Raw genomic sequence first — 15,747 nt, forward strand, 5'->3', positions numbered from 1 at the left:
GGGACGCCGGGATGTGCGCGGGGGCCCTATCTTCTGTGTCGAGCCGACTGGCGCGATCCGCGATTCGGAGGAACCATGACCCAACCCCCGCCGCCCGGCCCCGAGCAGCCGGCCCAGCCGCCGTTCTCGGGCCAGGGGGCCGCCGGTCCTCCGGCGCCCTTCGACCCGACGGCGCCCGCCGCGCCGGCGCCGTACGACCCGGCGCAGCCCGGTGGGGCCCCGGCGCAGGCCTACTGGGCCGCGCAGGGCCAACCGGCGGCGCCGCAGGGGTTCGGGCCGCCGAGTGGGTATGACCCGTCGACGGGCTACCCCGTCTACTACCAGGCCGCGCCCACCGGCGGTTACGGCGTGCCGGTCTTCGGCCAGCAGGCCGGCTACGACCCGCTGATCAGCCCGGACTACGGCGGCTGGTGGAAGCGGGCGATGGCCGTGCTCAAGCCCGGCTGGAAGCTGTTCGCCGGGCTGCAGGCCATCGGCGTCGTCATGTCGCTGCTGTTCGTCATCCCGCAGGCGCTCTACCTGGTGTACCTGCAGGACCGGCTGCCCCGGACCAACTCGGACGGCGTGATCACCACGACCGAGGTGGACCTCACCCCGTTTCTCGCCGTCCTTGGCATCACGGTCGTCGGGATCTTCCTGACCTACCTGGTCCAGTTCGCCATCACGATCGCGAGCAACCACGTCGGCGTCTCGATCGCCGCCGGGCTGAAGCCGAGCCTCGGCATGTCGCTGTCGATGGCGGCGAAGCGGGTGTTCCCGTTGCTCGGCTGGCAGTTCCTGGCCGGCCTGATCATCCTGGCCGGCGTCTGCGCCTGCGTGCTGCCGGCGATCTACCTCACCGCGGTGTTCATGGTGCTGCCGGCGGTGGTGACCTTCGAGCGGACCAACGTGATCAGCCGGTGCTTCCAGCTGTTCCACCGCGACCTGGGCGCCTCGATCAGCCGCATCGCGACGATCGCCGGCATCTCGATCGGCGTCGCCATCATCGGCTCGATCATCGCGCAGGTGGTCCAGCTCGGGTTCGGTGGCGCGCAGGCGCTGACCTCGGACTTCGAGACCTCGGGCCCGATGTTTACGACGGCGGTCGTGGTCGGTGTCGTCGTCAGCTCGGTCATCAGCAGCGTGCTGGCCGCGGCGGGCTCGGTGCTCACCGCGCCGCTCACCCTGACGGCCTACGCCGACCTGCGGGCCCGGGTCGAGACGCTGTCGACGGCGACCCTGGCCGCCGAGATCGGCATCGCCGCGCCGGCGACGCCCGAGTGGGGCACCCCGTCGGCCGTCTGACGCGTCGCGGATCAGCGGGAAGGACGCCTGTCCGGGCGGCCTCCCCGCTGCCCCTGCTCAGGGGCCCGGCCCGCCCGGCCGTTGGGCGGGTGACGGCGGCGGGGGACCGGTCGTGGGACCGTGCCGCGATGGCCGAGGCCACCGGTTTGTCGCTCATCGATCATGCAGTTGTGGTGCCTAACAAACCGGGCATTCAAGGAGTGTCCCGGCACCACCACTGCAAGATCGGCAAGGGTGGACCCGGTCAACGTCGGTGGACACCGCGCCAGCTGCGGGGATGTCTGGGGGAGTCTGTGTGGAACCTGTCAAGATTCGTCCGGCCGAGATGCGCCCGTGCGGGGCACCACTAGACTCGGCGGGCATGAGTGCAGAAGAGATCGAGGCCGCGTCCCTGCTGAGCACGGTCCGCGAGCCCGGTGATCTCCGCAATCTGACCGCCGAGCAGCTCGACGTGCTGGCTGCCGAGATCCGCGACTTCCTCGTGGCGAAGGTCTCGCGCACCGGCGGTCACCTGGGGCCGAACCTGGGCGTGGTGGAGCTGACGCTCGCCCTGCACCGCGTGTTCGACTCTCCGAAGGACCGGCTCCTCTTCGACACCGGCCACCAGGCTTACGTTCACAAGATCGTCTCCGGCCGGCAGGACGGCTTCGACCTGCTCCGCCAGCGCGGCGGGCTCACGGGCTACCCGAGCCGCGCCGAGAGCGAGCACGACGTCATCGAGAACTCGCACGCCTCGACCGCCCTGTCCTATGCGGACGGCCTGGCTAAGGCGTTCGCGTTGCGCGGTGAGCCGCGTCACGTCGTCGCGGTCGTCGGCGACGGTGCCCTCACCGGCGGCATGTGCTGGGAGGCGCTCAACAACATCGCCGCGGCGAAAAACCCGGTCGTCATCGTCGTCAACGACAACGGCCGCTCCTACTCGCCGACGATCGGCGGCCTCGCCGACCACCTGTCGAACCTGCGGCTCAACCCGAGCTACGAGAAGGTCCTCGACGTCGTCAAGGACTCCCTCGGCCGCACGCCGCTGGTCGGCCCGCCGCTCTACGAGGTGCTGCACGCGGTCAAGAAGGGCATCAAGGACGCCGTCGCACCGCAGGCGATGTTCGAGGACCTCGGCATCAAGTACGTCGGGCCGGTCGACGGCCACGACCGCGAGGCGGTCGAGTCGGCGCTGCGCAAGGCGAAGAACTTCGGCGGGCCGGTCATCGTCCACGCGGTCACCCGCAAGGGCTTCGGCTACCGCCCCGCCGAGGAGGACGAGGCCGACTGCCTGCACGGGCCGAGCAGCGCGTTCGACATCGAGACCGGCAAGCTGCTCGCGCCGGCCTCACTGAAGTGGACCGGCGTCTTCGCCGACGAGCTCGTCGCGATCGCCGACGAGCGGGCCGACATCGTCGGCATCACGGCCGCCATGGCCGAGCCGACCGGCATCGCCAAGCTGATGCGGAAGTACCCCGAGCGGACGTATGACGTGGGCATCGCCGAGCAGCACGCGGCGACCTCCGCCGCCGGCCTCGCGATCGGCGGTCTCCACCCGGTCGTCGCCGTCTACGCGACCTTCCTCAACCGCGCCTTCGACCAGGTGCTGCTCGACGTCGCCATGCACCGGCTGCCGGTCACGTTCGTGCTCGACCGGGCCGGCGTCACCGGCCCCGACGGGCCCTCGCACTACGGCATCTGGGACATGTCGGTCTTCGGTGTCGTGCCCGGCCTGCGGCTCGCCGCGCCCCGTGACGCGCAGACCGTGCGCGAGGAACTGCGCGAGGCCGTCAGCATCGAGGACGGGCCGACGATCCTGCGCTTCCCGACCGGTGCCGTCCCGGCCGACCTGCCGGCGCTGCGCCGCGTCGGCGGCGTCGACGGCTTCGGCGGGGTCGACGTGCTCGCCGAGCACGAGCGCAAGGACGTGCTGCTGGTGAGCGTCGGCGCGTTCGCCCACCTCGCGGTCGACGCGGCGGCCCGGCTTGCCGAGCAGGGCTACGGCGTCACCGTGGTCGACCCGCGCTGGGTCCGGCCGGTGCCTGTCGAGCTGACCGGCCTGGCCCGGGAACACCGCCTGGTCGTCACCGTCGAGGACGGCGTGCGCACCGGCGGCGTCGGCGACGCGATCGCCAAGGCGCTGCGCGACGCCGACGTCTGGGTGCCGCTGCGCGACCTGGGTGTGCCGCTGGCCTGGCACCCGCACGGCTCCCGCAACGAGATCCTCGCCGACCTGGGCCTCACCGCCCAGGACGTCGCCCGCCAGGTGACCGAGTGGGTCAGCCGCCTCGACGACCAGACCCCGATCGCCGTGCCGTCGGGCACCCGCACCCGGCGATAGCGTCCGTCGTCCCGGTTGCCGGCCCGACGGGGCGGCAACCGGGACGGCGTCGTGGGACTCTCTTCTCTGCGAGAGGGGGGATCTGTGCCGGACGCGATCATCGAGCTCGACCTCAGCACACCCTGGGAACCGCCGGACCCACCGCCCTCACCGCGGCGGCGCGTCCATCGGCGATGGCTCGCGTCCGCCGTCGTCGGGCTGGTCGCCGCCGGGGTGCTCGTCGCGGCGGCGCCGGGCCGGGACACCAGACCGGTGTTCGTCATCGACCAGCAGGTCATCAGCGTCAGCATGTCCGAGCGGCGGATCGTCGTCAGCCGTTACGAGCAGGCGGTTCCGGTGCTCGAGGTGCTGGACGTGCCCGACGGCAGCCGGATCTGGTCGCAGCCGATCCCGCGGGAGCAGCACGTCTACTTCGTGACCGAGCACGTCGTCACGCTGCTCACCGAGAGCGCGGACGAGCAGGGAACGGCCCAGACGCTGACGGTGCTCGACGTGGCCACCGGCGAACGGCTCTGGGAGCGCTCGCGGATCCGCGCGGTCGGACGGACACCCGGCCGGTTCGTGATCGAGGACATGACCGACGTCGTGCGCGACGACTGGGTCGTGACCCTCACCAAGGACGCCGAGGGCGTGCCGGTCAACAACCCGGCCGAGCAGTATGAGCATCACTATCGGGTGCTCGACGAACGGACCGGTGCCGAGGTCTGGTCGCTCGACGTGCCGAAGGGTTCGGTCGCCGCCTTCGGCTGGGACGACGAATACTCGGTGCTCGAGGGCCTGTCGGAGCTGAGCCCGACCGGCGTCCTGCGGTTCCGCGACCTCACCACCGGCGCCGTCACCGCCACGCACCAACTGGACTGGTCGGGCACGATCTCGTACTTCGACGTCGGCGCGGCGCAGTCGGACATCATCGGCACCACCAGCGGCCAGGTGATGCTCTACACGGCCCGCGAGCGCGGCGCCGACATTTATGACCTGCGCACCGGCCGCCGGCTCTGGCACTGGGAGGACCGCAACACGTACCGTGGCCTCTACCCGTGCACCGGGGAGCTGTACTGCGTGCAGGACCGCAACGGCACGGACGCGCTCGACGCACACACCGGGCAGCCGGTCTGGCACGTCGACCGGTACAACATCCTCCTTTGGCACGGGAACGGCACCCTGCTGCTCGGCAGATGGGACGAGAACGGGCCGTACTCGAGCCTTGCCGCGACCGTCGACGAGCGCACCGGCCGGGTCCTGCGGCGGTACGAGGGGTGGAACCTCGTCCAGAGCCGCGGCACCGGCCCGCTCGTCGTCTGGAGCCGGGTGGGTGAGCGCAGCGCCGTGCTCGGTGTCCTGAACCAGCGCTCCGGCCGGGTCACGGTCTTCGGCCGGGCCCCCGAGTGGTTCGGTCCGCCGGACTGCGTGGCGGCCGGCGACCATCTGGCCTGTACGGTTGTCGGCGGCCTCAAGGTGTGGAGGCTTCCTTGATCATCGAGCTTGACCTCGCGACACCCTGGGAGCCGCCGGCCCCGCCGCCGCGTCGGGTCCGGCGGTGGTCCGCGGCCGTGCTCGTCGCCGTCGTGGCGCTCGGCGTGCTCGTCGCGGCCGCACCGCGCCGGCCGGACGGACCGGCGTTCACCATCGAGCACAACGTGCTGAACGTCGCGGGCGCCGGCGGACGGATCTTCGTCGGCCGGTTCCACTCGGTCGGCTCCGCACCGCGGCTGCACGCGATGCGCCTGAGCGACGGTGCCGAGCTGTGGTCGACCCAGATCACGCCGCAGCAGCGCTTGGCCCTTGCCACGGCGCAGGTGGTGGTGCTGAGCACGGACTGGACCGAGGACGCCTCCTGGAGCACGATCGCCGTGCTCGACGCGGCCACCGGCGGACGCCTGTGGCACCGCGACACCGTGCAGGTGCTCGGCCGGGCCGGTGGCACGATGGTGGTCGAGGACATGGCCGGCGCGGATCCCGACGCGGAGCCGCCGCCCGGCCCGGACGACGACCCCGCCGTGAACCGGGCGCCCGTCCGGCGGCAGCGGCACTACCTCGGCCTCGACGAGCGGACCGGCGCGACGGTGTGGACGCTGGAGGTGCCGGCCGGTTCGGCCGCCGAGGCCGGCTGGGACCAGCACACGACGTATAAGCTGCTACACCTCGCCCAGCTGGACCCGGACGGGCTGCTGCGGCTGCGTGACCCGGCGACCGGCGCGATCACCGGGTCACACCGGCTGGCCTGGTCCGGCACGATCGCGTCGTTCACCGTCAGCAAGGGTCGGCCCGGCCAGGTGATCGTCTTCCCGGCGGGGCAGCGGGGCGCGGCGATCTTCGACCTCGACACCGGCGAGCGGCTGTGGGGCTGGTCGGGCAAGATGTACGGTGGCCTGCTCCAGTGCGGCCCGGACCGCTACTGCGGCGGCGCCGACACCGGGCTGGACAACGTCGACGTGCGCACCGGGCGGATCGTCTGGCACATCGACCGGTACGCCGGCATCCTGCACATCGGCGCGCGGACCATGGTGCTCGGCTCGTACATCCAGCCGGACGCCGAGAGCGCCTCCTACGTCGTCGTCGACGCCGCGACCGGCCGGCTCCAGCGCAAGATCGAGGGCTGGCGGCTCATCGGGGCCCGGGGTGAGCACCTGATCGTCTCGCATCCCGGCGACCGCGGCGGCGCGCTGCTCGGCGTCCTCGATCCGGGCAGCGGTGTCGTGGCCCTGTTCGGCAAGGCCCCGCAGTGGTACGGCATGCCGGAGTGCACGGCCGACGAGGAGCACCTGGCCTGCGTCGCCGTGGGTGCCCTGTCCGTCTGGAGACTGCCACCGACCCGTCGTCCTTAGCACAATGGACGCGTGCCGGTGAGCACGGTCACCATCGACCTGGGTGTGATCGACGACGGCTGGGCCGCGGAGGCCGACGCCCGCCCCGCCGGGCTGCCCCGCGGCTGGGGACTGCTGGCCGCGGTCGGCCTGGTGTTGTCGCTCGCCTCGGCGGTACCGCTGCCGGAACCACCGCACGAGGTGACCCGGCAGCCGTTGCGGAACGGGCAGTTCCACCTGACCGGCGGGGCGCTGTTCGTGCTCGAGAGCGACCGCACCCCGACCCCGGTCGAGGCGTTCGACGCGGCCGACGGCAGCACCCGGTGGACGTACACGCCCGACGGCCTGTCGACCCTGTCGTTCGTCACCACCGACGGCGACCTCGCCGTGCTCTCGCCCGATCTGTGCCGGTCCGGGGTCACCGGCACCACGTTCGCGGTCGACCTGCGCACCGGGCGGGAGCGCTGGCACGCGACCGGCGTCCCGGTCCGCACCCCGCCCGGCGTCACCGGGACCGTCGTGCTGCGCAGCCTGTGGTCCGACGGGTGCGGCGCGTTGGCCGCCAACACCTCGATCGCGGGCACGCTGCGATGGCAGGCGATCGACGGCGCGGGCCGCACGCTGTGGGAGGTGCCGGTGGAGCCCGGCACCCGCGTCGCGGTCGACACCGCCGAGCAGGGCGCCGTGTGGGCCGCGCTGCTCGACAAGCAGGGCGGGATGAGCATCGTGGACTTCACGACCGGTGCGCGGTCCTCACCCGTGCCCGGCGTCTTCGCCGGCGACCTGTTCGCCGCGGCCGGGGATCTGCTCATCGTCGCCGGTTGGGACACTTCCGGCACGACCCTCACCGCCTACGGCCGTGACTTCCGGCGGCGCTGGGAGTCACACGTGCCGACCGGCCCGGCGTCCGGCCGGACGGACCGGCTGACCGTCCGGCCGTGCGCGGGCGCGCTGTGTGTCACCGGCCAGCGCACGGCGGTGCTGGACCCGGCGACCGGGGTGCTGTTGTGGACCGCGGCCGGCCGGCCCGCGCTGACCACGGTGCCCGGCGGCCTGCTGGCGGCGCCGGCCGCGGGCAGGGTCACGCTGCTGGATCCGGCGACCGGGCTGGCGGTGACGGAGCTGCGGGGCTGGGACGTGCTGGGCGTCGCCGGCCCGCGGATGCTGCTGGGCCTCCAGTCCGCGGACGGCACGCTGCTGGCCTGGTCCGCGGGGCCGGAGGTGACCCCGTTCGCGACGGTGGAGGGCCGGCTCGCCGGGTGCGAACTCGACGCCGCGCTGGTGGCCTGTCGCACGGCGGCGGACGAGGTGCTGCTGCTGCGCCTCCCGACGTCCGCGCCCTAGCGGTGGCGGCGGAGCGCTTCTCCGGGGAACCTGAACTGGTGGGTGACTCGTTCATAGAGCTGGGTGAGTTGCGGCCGGCGACGGACAGCGTCGAATGGGTGCCACTGCGGCAGCGGCCCGGACCGGTCGGGGCCGGGCGGCGGCAGTGGCCGATCGTCGCGGTGCTTGCGCTCGTCGCCGTCTTCGCCAGCGGGTCGCTGCCCGTGCGGCAGGTCGAGAAGCTCGCCGTCCTCGCCGAGCACACTGTCGGCTTCGTCGCCGACCGGACCACCCTCTACACGCTCGGCGAGGAGCAGGCGCTCACGGCCTACGACTGGTCGACCGGGCAGGTCCGCTGGAGCCGCGCGCCGGCTGCCGACGGCGGCCAGGTCTACCTCGCCGCCGACCGCGCCTACGTCCGCCACCGGCCCTGCACGACAACCGTCGGCTGGAGCCTCGAACGGCTGGACCCGAAGACCGGCGAGGAGGCGTGGACCCGTTCCGGGGCGCCGATCGCGGTGCTCGCCGGGCCGCCGGGCGAGGCGCCCGGGCTGCTCGCCGTCGACGAGCTGCGGCCGAGCTGCCCGCCGGTCGTGCCGACCCGCAACTCGCCGCCGCAGACCTCGGTCCGGCTCGCGGGTCTGGACGCGGAGACCGGTGCGATCCGGTGGGCCTTCGAGCCGCCCGCCGGCAGCCGGTTGGTCGCGCCCGAGGTGCCGGGCAGCGACTGGTTCGCCGTCTGGTACCCCGGGGGCCGCACCGAGGTCCGCTCCGCCGTCAACGGGGCCGTCGTCAGCGCCGCCGACCTGCCGGAGCTGGCCGACGGGCCGCCGACCAGCGTCCGGATCGTCGGCGACCTGCTGGTCGTCGTGTCTGTGCGCAACGACGGGGCGCTGATCACGGCGTACGGTAAGAATCCCCTGCGGTACCGGTGGGATCAGCTCTTCCAGTCCGCGGAGCCCGTCCCGATCGCCGAGCTCGCCTACGGGCCGGTGGTGGTCGCCTGCGGCCCGATGCTGTGCGTGCCGAACTGGCGGGACATCGCGGTGCTCGACCCGGCCACCGGCCGGCAGCAGTGGCGGCGGCAGATCCAGCTCGACGGCATCGGGCCGGGTGTCCTCGTCGCCCGCGACCGGGGTGACTTCATGCGGATCCGGGTGGTCGACTGGCGTACCGGCCGGGACCTCGACGACCTGCGCGGCTGGGGCGTGGTGCCGACAGCCACCGACGGCACCGACGGCACTGACGTCGAGGACACCACGGCCACCGGGTCGGGGATGCCCTACGTGCTGGTGCAGAAGCCCGAGGGCGACTCCTCCCAGCTCGCGCGGATCGACCTGCGCACCGGGGGGATCTGCCCGCTGGGCACGGTGTCGCCGATCCCGTCGCGGTGCGCGATCCGCGGCAGCCGCCTGTCGTGCCTGGCCGACGGGGACTCGGTACATCTGTGGCGGCTGCCCGCACCCTAGGGTGCGTATCAAGGCCCACCTTGATACGCACCCTAGGCTTGTTCACGCGGACTTCACGTCCGGTGGACGAGACTGGCCCGATTCCGGGTGGGGGGAACAGCGTGCGTGTGCTGGTGATCGAAGACGAGCAGAGCCTTGCCGACGCGATCGTTCGCGGGCTGCGGAGGCAGGGGATGGCCGTCGACGTCGCCTACGACGGCACCACGGGCCACGAGATGGCCATGGTGACGCGGTACGACGTGGTTGTCCTCGACCGGGACCTGCCCGGCATGCACGGCGACGAGATCTGCGCCGACCTGGTCGCCTCCGGCGCGCTCACCCGGGTCATCATGCTCACCGCGAGCGGCAGCGTCGCCGAACGGGTCGAGGGCCTCCAGATCGGCGCCGACGACTACCTGCCCAAGCCGTTCGACTTCAGCGAGCTCGTCGCCCGGGTGCAGGCGCTCGGCCGCCGGGCCACGCCCGCCGCGCCGCCGGTGCTCACCATCGGCGACCTCGTGCTCGACCAGGCCAAGCGGGTCGCCACCCGCGGTGGCCAGCCGCTCGACCTCACCCGCAAGGAGTTCGGGCTGCTGGAGGAGCTGCTCAAGGCGCGCGGCGCGGTCGTGTCCAGCGAGGAGCTGCTGGAGCGGGTCTGGGACGCCAACGCCGACCCGTTCACCACGACGGTACGGGTGACGATGATGACGCTGCGCAAGAAGCTGGGTGAGCCGGCGCTCATCGAGACCGTCGTCGGCGCCGGGTATCGCACCAGGGAACCACAATGACGATCTACGACGCGCGCCGCGCGGCCTTCTTCCGGCCCACCCTGCGGCTGCGGCTCACCCTCCTCAACGGCATCCTGCTGGTGGGTGCCGGCCTGGTGCTGGTCGTTCTGGCGTACATCCTGGTGGACAGTGCCCTGAAGCCGGCCGACCAGCTGCAACCCGGCACCCGGGTGGTGCTGGAGGACGGCACCGAGGTCGACGCGCGGCAGTGGCAGACCGAGCTGGTCGACGCCGCCGAGTGGGAGCTGCTGACCCGGGGCAGCCTGGCGCTGCTGCTCATCGGCGCGGTCGGGGTGGCCGGCGCCTACGTGGTCGCCGGGCGGGCCCTGCGGCCCCTGCAGAAGGTGACCACCACCGCGCAGCGGCTGTCCGGGGAGACCCTCGACGCGCGGATCAACTACGACGGGGCCGACGACGAGGTCTCCGAGCTGGCCAAGACGTTCGACGCGATGCTCGACCGAATAGCCGAGGCGTTCGAGACCCAGAAACGGTTCGTCGCGAACGCCTCACACGAGCTCCGCACGCCGCTCGCCGTCATGCGCACCGAGGTCGACGTCACGCTCGACGATCCGGAGGCCGACGTCGAGGAGTACCGGCGGATGGCGACGGTGGTGCGTGACGCGTCGATGCGGGCCAACGCGCTGGTCGAGTCGCTGCTGCTGCTCGCGCGGACCGAGGCGCAGGCGGGCCGGCGGCTCGGCCGCAAGGTCGGCGCCGACCTGGCCACCGGCGTGGCGGTGGCGATGTCCGCGACGGGCAAGGAGATCAAGCGGCTCAACCTGGACGTCCGCACCGATCTCGCGCCGGCCAACGTCGTCGGCGACCCCGGCCTGCTCGACCGTCTCGCCGGCAACCTCATTGAGAACGCGGTCCGCTACAACCACCTCGGCGGCCGGATCTGGGTGCGCACCGGCACCGACGAGACCCTGGCGTGGCTGGTGGTCGGCAACACCGGGTTCGAGGTCGACCCGGCCGACGTGCCGGTGCTGTTCGAGCCCTTCCGCCGTGGCGGGCGGGAGCGCACCGGCGCGCGTGGGTCGGGTCTGGGCCTGTCGATCGTCCGGGCGGTCTGCGACGCGCACGGCGGTGGTGTCAGCGCGGTCGCACTGGAGGGCGGCGGCCTGGAGGTGACGGTGAGCCTGCCGGCGGCGGCGATCACGCCGTTGCTCTCCGGAACGGCGGCGGTGCCGATCGTGGCGGAGCGGCCGGCGGCCTGAGCCGGTGGCCGGCACCATGCTCCAGCGGGTGCGTGTGATCGCTGGCACAGTTTCTCAGTCCTGACGCGCGGCGCCGATCTTCTGCCTACAGGCCGAATCGGGGTGTTCGACCCACGGCCCCGGCGCGGGGTCCTCGGCCACGGGCCAGGAGCGGGGGAGGAGCCACGGATGCGGCTGCGCAGTTGGCTCGTCGTGGGCATCAGCGCAGCGCTCCTGCTGGGCATCGGCGCCGTCGGCATCTCCGTGAACCGTTCCGCGCTCAGGGCCGCCGAGACCGTCCACCGGGCCGACACCCTGGCACTGGCCACCAACAACGGCGGCCTCGCCGAGCAGTTGCTGCTGGTGTCCGCGAAGGAGCTCAGCGACTTCGCGACCGGCCGCCCGCTGTCGCGGACACCGGGTGACCCCGCCGACCGCGAGGCCCTCGTGGAGTATTCGGCGAAGTCGACCTTCTTCACGTACGGGCTGGTGCTCACGGACCTGAAGGGCAACCCGATCAACGCCACGAAGTCGTGGAACATGTTCCCGGACCCGGAGGCGGTGGGCCGGAAGCCGGTCATCTCCGCGCTGGCGCTTGGCCGCCCCGGCTTCTCCTCGATCATGACGATCAAGAACACGTTCGTGCAGGCCGTGGCGGTGCCGATCGTCGCCGCCGGCGAGCCGGTCGCGCTGCTCTACGGGTTCATCCCGGTCACCGAGAGCCAACTCCAGGAGTACCTCGTCAAGCTCAGCGACAGGTTGCACGTCTCGATGCTCGTCGACTCGGCGGGCACGGTCGGCGCGTCGAGCCGGCCGGAGCTGATCGGCACGCTCGTCGACTCGGGGATCATCAGCAAGATCGGCTCGACCGACCCGGTGTTCGTCACGTACCGCGCGGCCGACGGGCAGTCGATGATCGCGACGGTCCGCGGCGGGCTGCCCGGCGGCTGGGCCTATGTGCGCACCCAGTCCACGGCCACGTTCGACGGCCCGATCCGCAACCGCAGCCTGACGATCAACCTGGCGCTGCTCACGATGCTGCTGGTCGGCGTCGTCGGGATCGCCGTCCTGGGGTACCGTTCCCAGCTCGTCCGGCGGCGCGCCGAGGAGCGCTTCGCGGCACTCGTCGAGCACGCTCCCGACGTCGTCTCCGTGCTCGACGCCGAGGGCCGCGTGAAGTACTCCAGCCCGAGCAGCAAGCGGATCCTCGGCTTCACCGCTGTGGGCAGCTCGGTGTTCGACATCCTCCACGAGGACGACCGGCCGCAGATCCAGCAGCGCTTCGCCGCGCTGATGGAGGAGATGGGCGGCCTGGAGCGCATGCAGGTCCGGGTCAGGCAGGCCGGCGGCAACAACCACCGCTGGTTCGACTTCACCGCCTCCAACCAGCTGCACAACGCGGCGCTCAACGGCATCGTCATCAACGCACGGGACATCACCGACAGCCGGGAGATGCAGGACCGGCTGGCGCACGACGCGTACCACGACCCGCTGACCGGCCTGCCCAACCGCCGCCGGCTGCACGAGCGCCTGGCGACGTCGTTGCGGTCCAGCCCGGTGGGCGTGCTGTACGTGGACCTCGACGGCTTCAAGCCGGTCAACGACGAGCTCGGCCACGAGGCCGGCGACGAGTTGCTCCGCCAGGTCGGCGAGCGGCTGAGCTCGGTCCTGCGCCCGACCGACGTGCTGGCCCGCGTCGGCGGCGACGAGTTCGTGCTGCTGCTGCCGGGGGTCGGGCCGGCCGACAACGGCGCCGGGCTGTGCACGCGGCTGCGCGAGCTGATCCGCGAGCCGTTCGAGATCCACGGCAACGAGGTGCGTATCGGCGCCAGCATCGGCCTGCACCTGGCCGCCCCGGGCGAGCGCCCCGACGACGTGCTGCGCACCGCCGACCAGGCGATGTACGCCGTCAAATACGGCCCCGAGCGCCCCGGCCGACATCGCGCCTGACGCATGCGGCACTCCGCGGTGCAACAGGACGGCGGGTGGCGGCAACAGTAGGGTATGACGGTCCAGATGAGCCCCACCGATCAGGAGCTGTGGTCGGCGACGGCGGCCGGCAACACGGCGGCGTTCGGTGTGCTGTTCGACCGCTATGCGCGAGCGGTGTACAACCACGCGTTCCGCCTCACGGGCTCGTGGTCGCTCGCCGAGGACATGACGCAGTCGGCGTTTCTCGTCGCCTGGCGCCGCCGCGCCGATGCCCGCCTCGTCGACGGTTCGGCGTTGCCCTGGCTGCTCGTGGTGACCGCCAACACCGCTCGCACCGAGACCCGTTCCGCCCGGCGCTGGCTCGCGCTGCTGCGCCGGCTGCCGGGGGAGCGCGACACCGCCGCCGATCCGGCCGACGAGATCGCCGGCCGCATCGACGACGAACGCCGGACGCGGACGCTCCTGGCCGCCGTGCGGCGGCTGCCGCGGGCCGAGCGGGAGGCGGTCGCACTGTGCGTGTGGTCCGGCGTGTCCTACGCCGACGCCGCGGCCGTCCTCGGTGTCAGCGAGACCGCGCTCCGTTCCCGGGTCAGTCGGGCGCGGGCCCGGCTGACCCGCCAACTGTCGAACGACACCGTGGAGGATCGATGAACGACCTGTTCACCCCGCCGGCCGAGCGGGATCTGCCGCCCGGCCGGGCGGCGGAGATGCGCGCCGAGCTCCTCGCCGGCATCATCGGGCCGGCGCGACCGGCACCGTGGACGCGGCGCCGCGTGCGTGCCGCCGTCGCACTCGCCGGGGTCGTCGCCGCGGCTGCGGCCGGGGTGTCGGCCTGGTCCGGCGACGACGGCCGGCAGGTGCTCGCGCTCGGCCCCGGCGAGCTGTCGCCGTCCCTGCGGCCGGCGGTCGAGCACTGCCTGGAATGGGCCGGCAACGCGCATGGCGTGCGGTCGCTCACCACCGACGACCTCGTCGTGGGTGCCCAGTCCGGCGACCACACCGCGGTGCTGTTCCTCACCGAGGATCGGTACTTCGCCTGCGACCTCTGGACTCCGTGGTTCCAGGGGGTGTCCGGCGGCACGTCGACCGACACCGACGGGGAGGAGTGGCGGCACGACTGGCTGCCGGGACCGGTCGAGCGGCTGTCCATGACGTCGACCGACGCCGACGGCGGTGAGGTGGTTGTCGTCGGGCGGGTCAGCGCGCGGGTGCACCGGCTGGTGCTCGACCACGGCAACGGCACGAGGACCCCGGCACGCATCGCCAACGGCGCGTTCGGGCTGATCTCCGAGGACGGCGACGTCCGCTGGGCCGACAACCCGGAACTGGTCAGCTACGACGGCGACGGCAAGGAGATCGACCGCCGGTCGTTGCTCGCCCCGTTCAGGGGCGGCGACCGGTGCTACACGGATCCGACCGGCGCCGTGGTCCTCGGCAAGCCCGGCCCGGCCTGCCTGCCCGCGGAGCCCTGGGTCGGCTAGCCGATCGGGGCGCCGTGGGTGCGCATGAACGGCAGCGGGTCGATGGCGTTGTGCGGGCCGGTCGGCGGCGCGTTGACGTGCACCTCGTAGTGCAGGTGCGGGGCCGAGGAGTTGCCCGAGCTGCCGACGTAGCCGATGACCTGGCCCGCCGCCACCTTCTGGCCCGGCTCCACCACCGCGCGGCGCACCATGTGGCAGTACAGCGTCGAAATGCCGCCCGCGTGCTGGAGCTTCACGTACCAGCCGCAGCCCCGGACCGAGGCGCTGCCGGGCTGATCACAGCTGCGGCCGGCCTCGATGTTGCACACCACCTCGACCACCGTCCCCGCCGACGCGGCGCGGATCGGGGTGCCGGTGAACGCCATGATGTCGACGCCGATGTGGTTGGGGTTGCGTGCGGTCCGGAAGCCCGGCCGGGCCGAGAACCCGGGCAGCGGGCTGACCCACTTCTCGCCCGGCGCGGCGGTGACCGGTGCGGCCGGCGGGGCCGCGGCCGGGCACGCCGGTGGGGTCGCGCCGCGCCGCACGTACGCGTCGGAAATGTAGGTGCCGGAGGGCAGCCGGTTCCACATCGGAGTGGTGCGGACCAGGCCGGCGATGTTCTCCCCGCGCACCTGGCACACCAGCGTCAGCGGCGTGCCGTCGGGCAGCGCCGAGATCAGCCGTGCACCGTGCGCGGGGCCGGTGCGGGCCTTCAGCGGGGTCGAGCCGCTCGCGACGGTGCCCGCGGTGGTGCCGGCCGCGGCACCGGCAGCCGGTGCCGCGGCCGCGGGTGCCGTGTCGCACGGCGGCAGTGCCTGCTGAGGGCGGCGGATCCACGCGTCGGAGACGTACGAACCGTCGCTCAGCCGGTCCCACTGGTCGGTGACACGGACGCTGCCCTGGTTGATGAGCTGGCCGCGCACCTGGCAGACGATGGTCACCGGCGAGCCGTGCGGCAGCGTGCGCAGCTGCGCGGTCCAGACCGCGGCGCCGGCGCGGACGTTGAGCGGTCGTTTCGGTGAGACGACGGTCGCCGTCTGGGCCGCCTGTGCCTCGACCGCCGGCAGCAACGCGCCGACGAGCACAGCGGCCAGCAGAACGATTTTGCGCATGGTGCACCCCCGTGGCCGGAACGAGCCGTGCGGCCGGGGGGACCGCGCGCGAACCCCGCCAACGCTAGGCGCCGGCG

The 15,747-nt window shown here is 72.8% G+C and carries 12 protein-coding genes; 11 read left to right on the plus strand and 1 reads right to left on the minus strand.

Features of this window, described 5'->3' with window-relative positions:
- The first annotated feature begins 75 nt into the window (after positions 1 to 75).
- From Dfulv_RS08720 to Dfulv_RS08770, 11 genes are all read left to right on the plus strand, one after another.
- Positions 76 to 1,284 (plus strand): hypothetical protein, encoded by a 1,209-nt coding sequence (locus tag Dfulv_RS08720; RefSeq protein WP_259862131.1) that lies wholly within the window; start codon positions 76 to 78, stop codon positions 1,282 to 1,284.
- Between the two features lie 361 nt (positions 1,285 to 1,645).
- The gene (gene dxs, locus Dfulv_RS08725) at positions 1,646 to 3,604 is read left to right on the plus strand and encodes a 1-deoxy-D-xylulose-5-phosphate synthase (RefSeq protein ID WP_259862132.1); all 1,959 of its coding nucleotides are present in this window, start codon (positions 1,646 to 1,648) and stop codon (positions 3,602 to 3,604) included.
- A gap of 84 nt (positions 3,605 to 3,688) precedes the next feature.
- Positions 3,689 to 5,077 carry a PQQ-like beta-propeller repeat protein gene (locus Dfulv_RS08730; protein ID WP_259862133.1) on the plus strand — a complete coding sequence of 463 codons (1,389 nt, stop codon included), beginning with the start codon at positions 3,689 to 3,691 and terminating at the stop codon, positions 5,075 to 5,077.
- Positions 5,074 to 6,429 carry a PQQ-like beta-propeller repeat protein gene (locus Dfulv_RS08735; RefSeq protein WP_259862134.1) on the plus strand — a complete coding sequence of 452 codons (1,356 nt, stop codon included), beginning with the start codon at positions 5,074 to 5,076 and terminating at the stop codon, positions 6,427 to 6,429. The genes Dfulv_RS08730 and Dfulv_RS08735 overlap by 4 nt, the downstream gene beginning before the upstream one ends.
- Positions 6,430 to 6,441: 12 nt before the next feature.
- Positions 6,442 to 7,752, plus strand: coding sequence for a PQQ-like beta-propeller repeat protein (locus Dfulv_RS08740; protein ID WP_259862135.1), 1,311 nt, complete (start codon positions 6,442 to 6,444; stop codon positions 7,750 to 7,752).
- A gap of 38 nt (positions 7,753 to 7,790) precedes the next feature.
- Positions 7,791 to 9,200 carry a PQQ-like beta-propeller repeat protein gene (locus Dfulv_RS08745; protein ID WP_259862136.1) on the plus strand — a complete coding sequence of 470 codons (1,410 nt, stop codon included), beginning with the start codon at positions 7,791 to 7,793 and terminating at the stop codon, positions 9,198 to 9,200.
- A gap of 101 nt (positions 9,201 to 9,301) precedes the next feature.
- Positions 9,302 to 9,967, plus strand: a complete 666-nt coding sequence (locus tag Dfulv_RS08750; protein WP_259862137.1) for a response regulator transcription factor — start codon at positions 9,302 to 9,304, stop codon at positions 9,965 to 9,967.
- A complete protein-coding gene (locus tag Dfulv_RS08755) occupies positions 9,964 to 11,184 on the plus strand; it encodes a sensor histidine kinase (RefSeq protein ID WP_259862138.1) in 1,221 nt (406 codons plus the stop codon). Before Dfulv_RS08750 ends, Dfulv_RS08755 begins: the two co-directional genes overlap by 4 nt.
- A gap of 168 nt (positions 11,185 to 11,352) precedes the next feature.
- A complete protein-coding gene (locus Dfulv_RS08760; RefSeq protein WP_259862139.1) occupies positions 11,353 to 13,113 on the plus strand; it encodes a sensor domain-containing diguanylate cyclase in 1,761 nt (586 codons plus the stop codon).
- Positions 13,114 to 13,179: 66 nt separating this feature from the next.
- Entirely contained in the window at positions 13,180 to 13,746 is a 567-nt protein-coding gene (locus Dfulv_RS08765; RefSeq protein WP_259862140.1) for an RNA polymerase sigma factor, read from the plus strand.
- Positions 13,743 to 14,576 (plus strand): hypothetical protein, encoded by an 834-nt coding sequence (locus Dfulv_RS08770; protein WP_259862141.1) that lies wholly within the window; start codon positions 13,743 to 13,745, stop codon positions 14,574 to 14,576. The genes Dfulv_RS08765 and Dfulv_RS08770 overlap by 4 nt, the downstream gene beginning before the upstream one ends.
- On the opposite strand, the gene Dfulv_RS08775 is transcribed toward Dfulv_RS08770, so the two are convergent.
- Positions 14,573 to 15,670, minus strand: a complete 1,098-nt coding sequence (locus Dfulv_RS08775) for a peptidoglycan DD-metalloendopeptidase family protein (protein ID WP_259862142.1) — start codon at positions 15,668 to 15,670, stop codon at positions 14,573 to 14,575. The two genes, Dfulv_RS08770 and Dfulv_RS08775, sit on opposite strands and share 4 nt — an antisense overlap.
- Positions 15,671 to 15,747 lie beyond the last annotated feature (77 nt).

It is taken from the genome of Dactylosporangium fulvum (assembly GCF_025137375.1).
GTDB classification, from domain to species: domain Bacteria; phylum Actinomycetota; class Actinomycetes; order Mycobacteriales; family Micromonosporaceae; genus Dactylosporangium; species Dactylosporangium fulvum.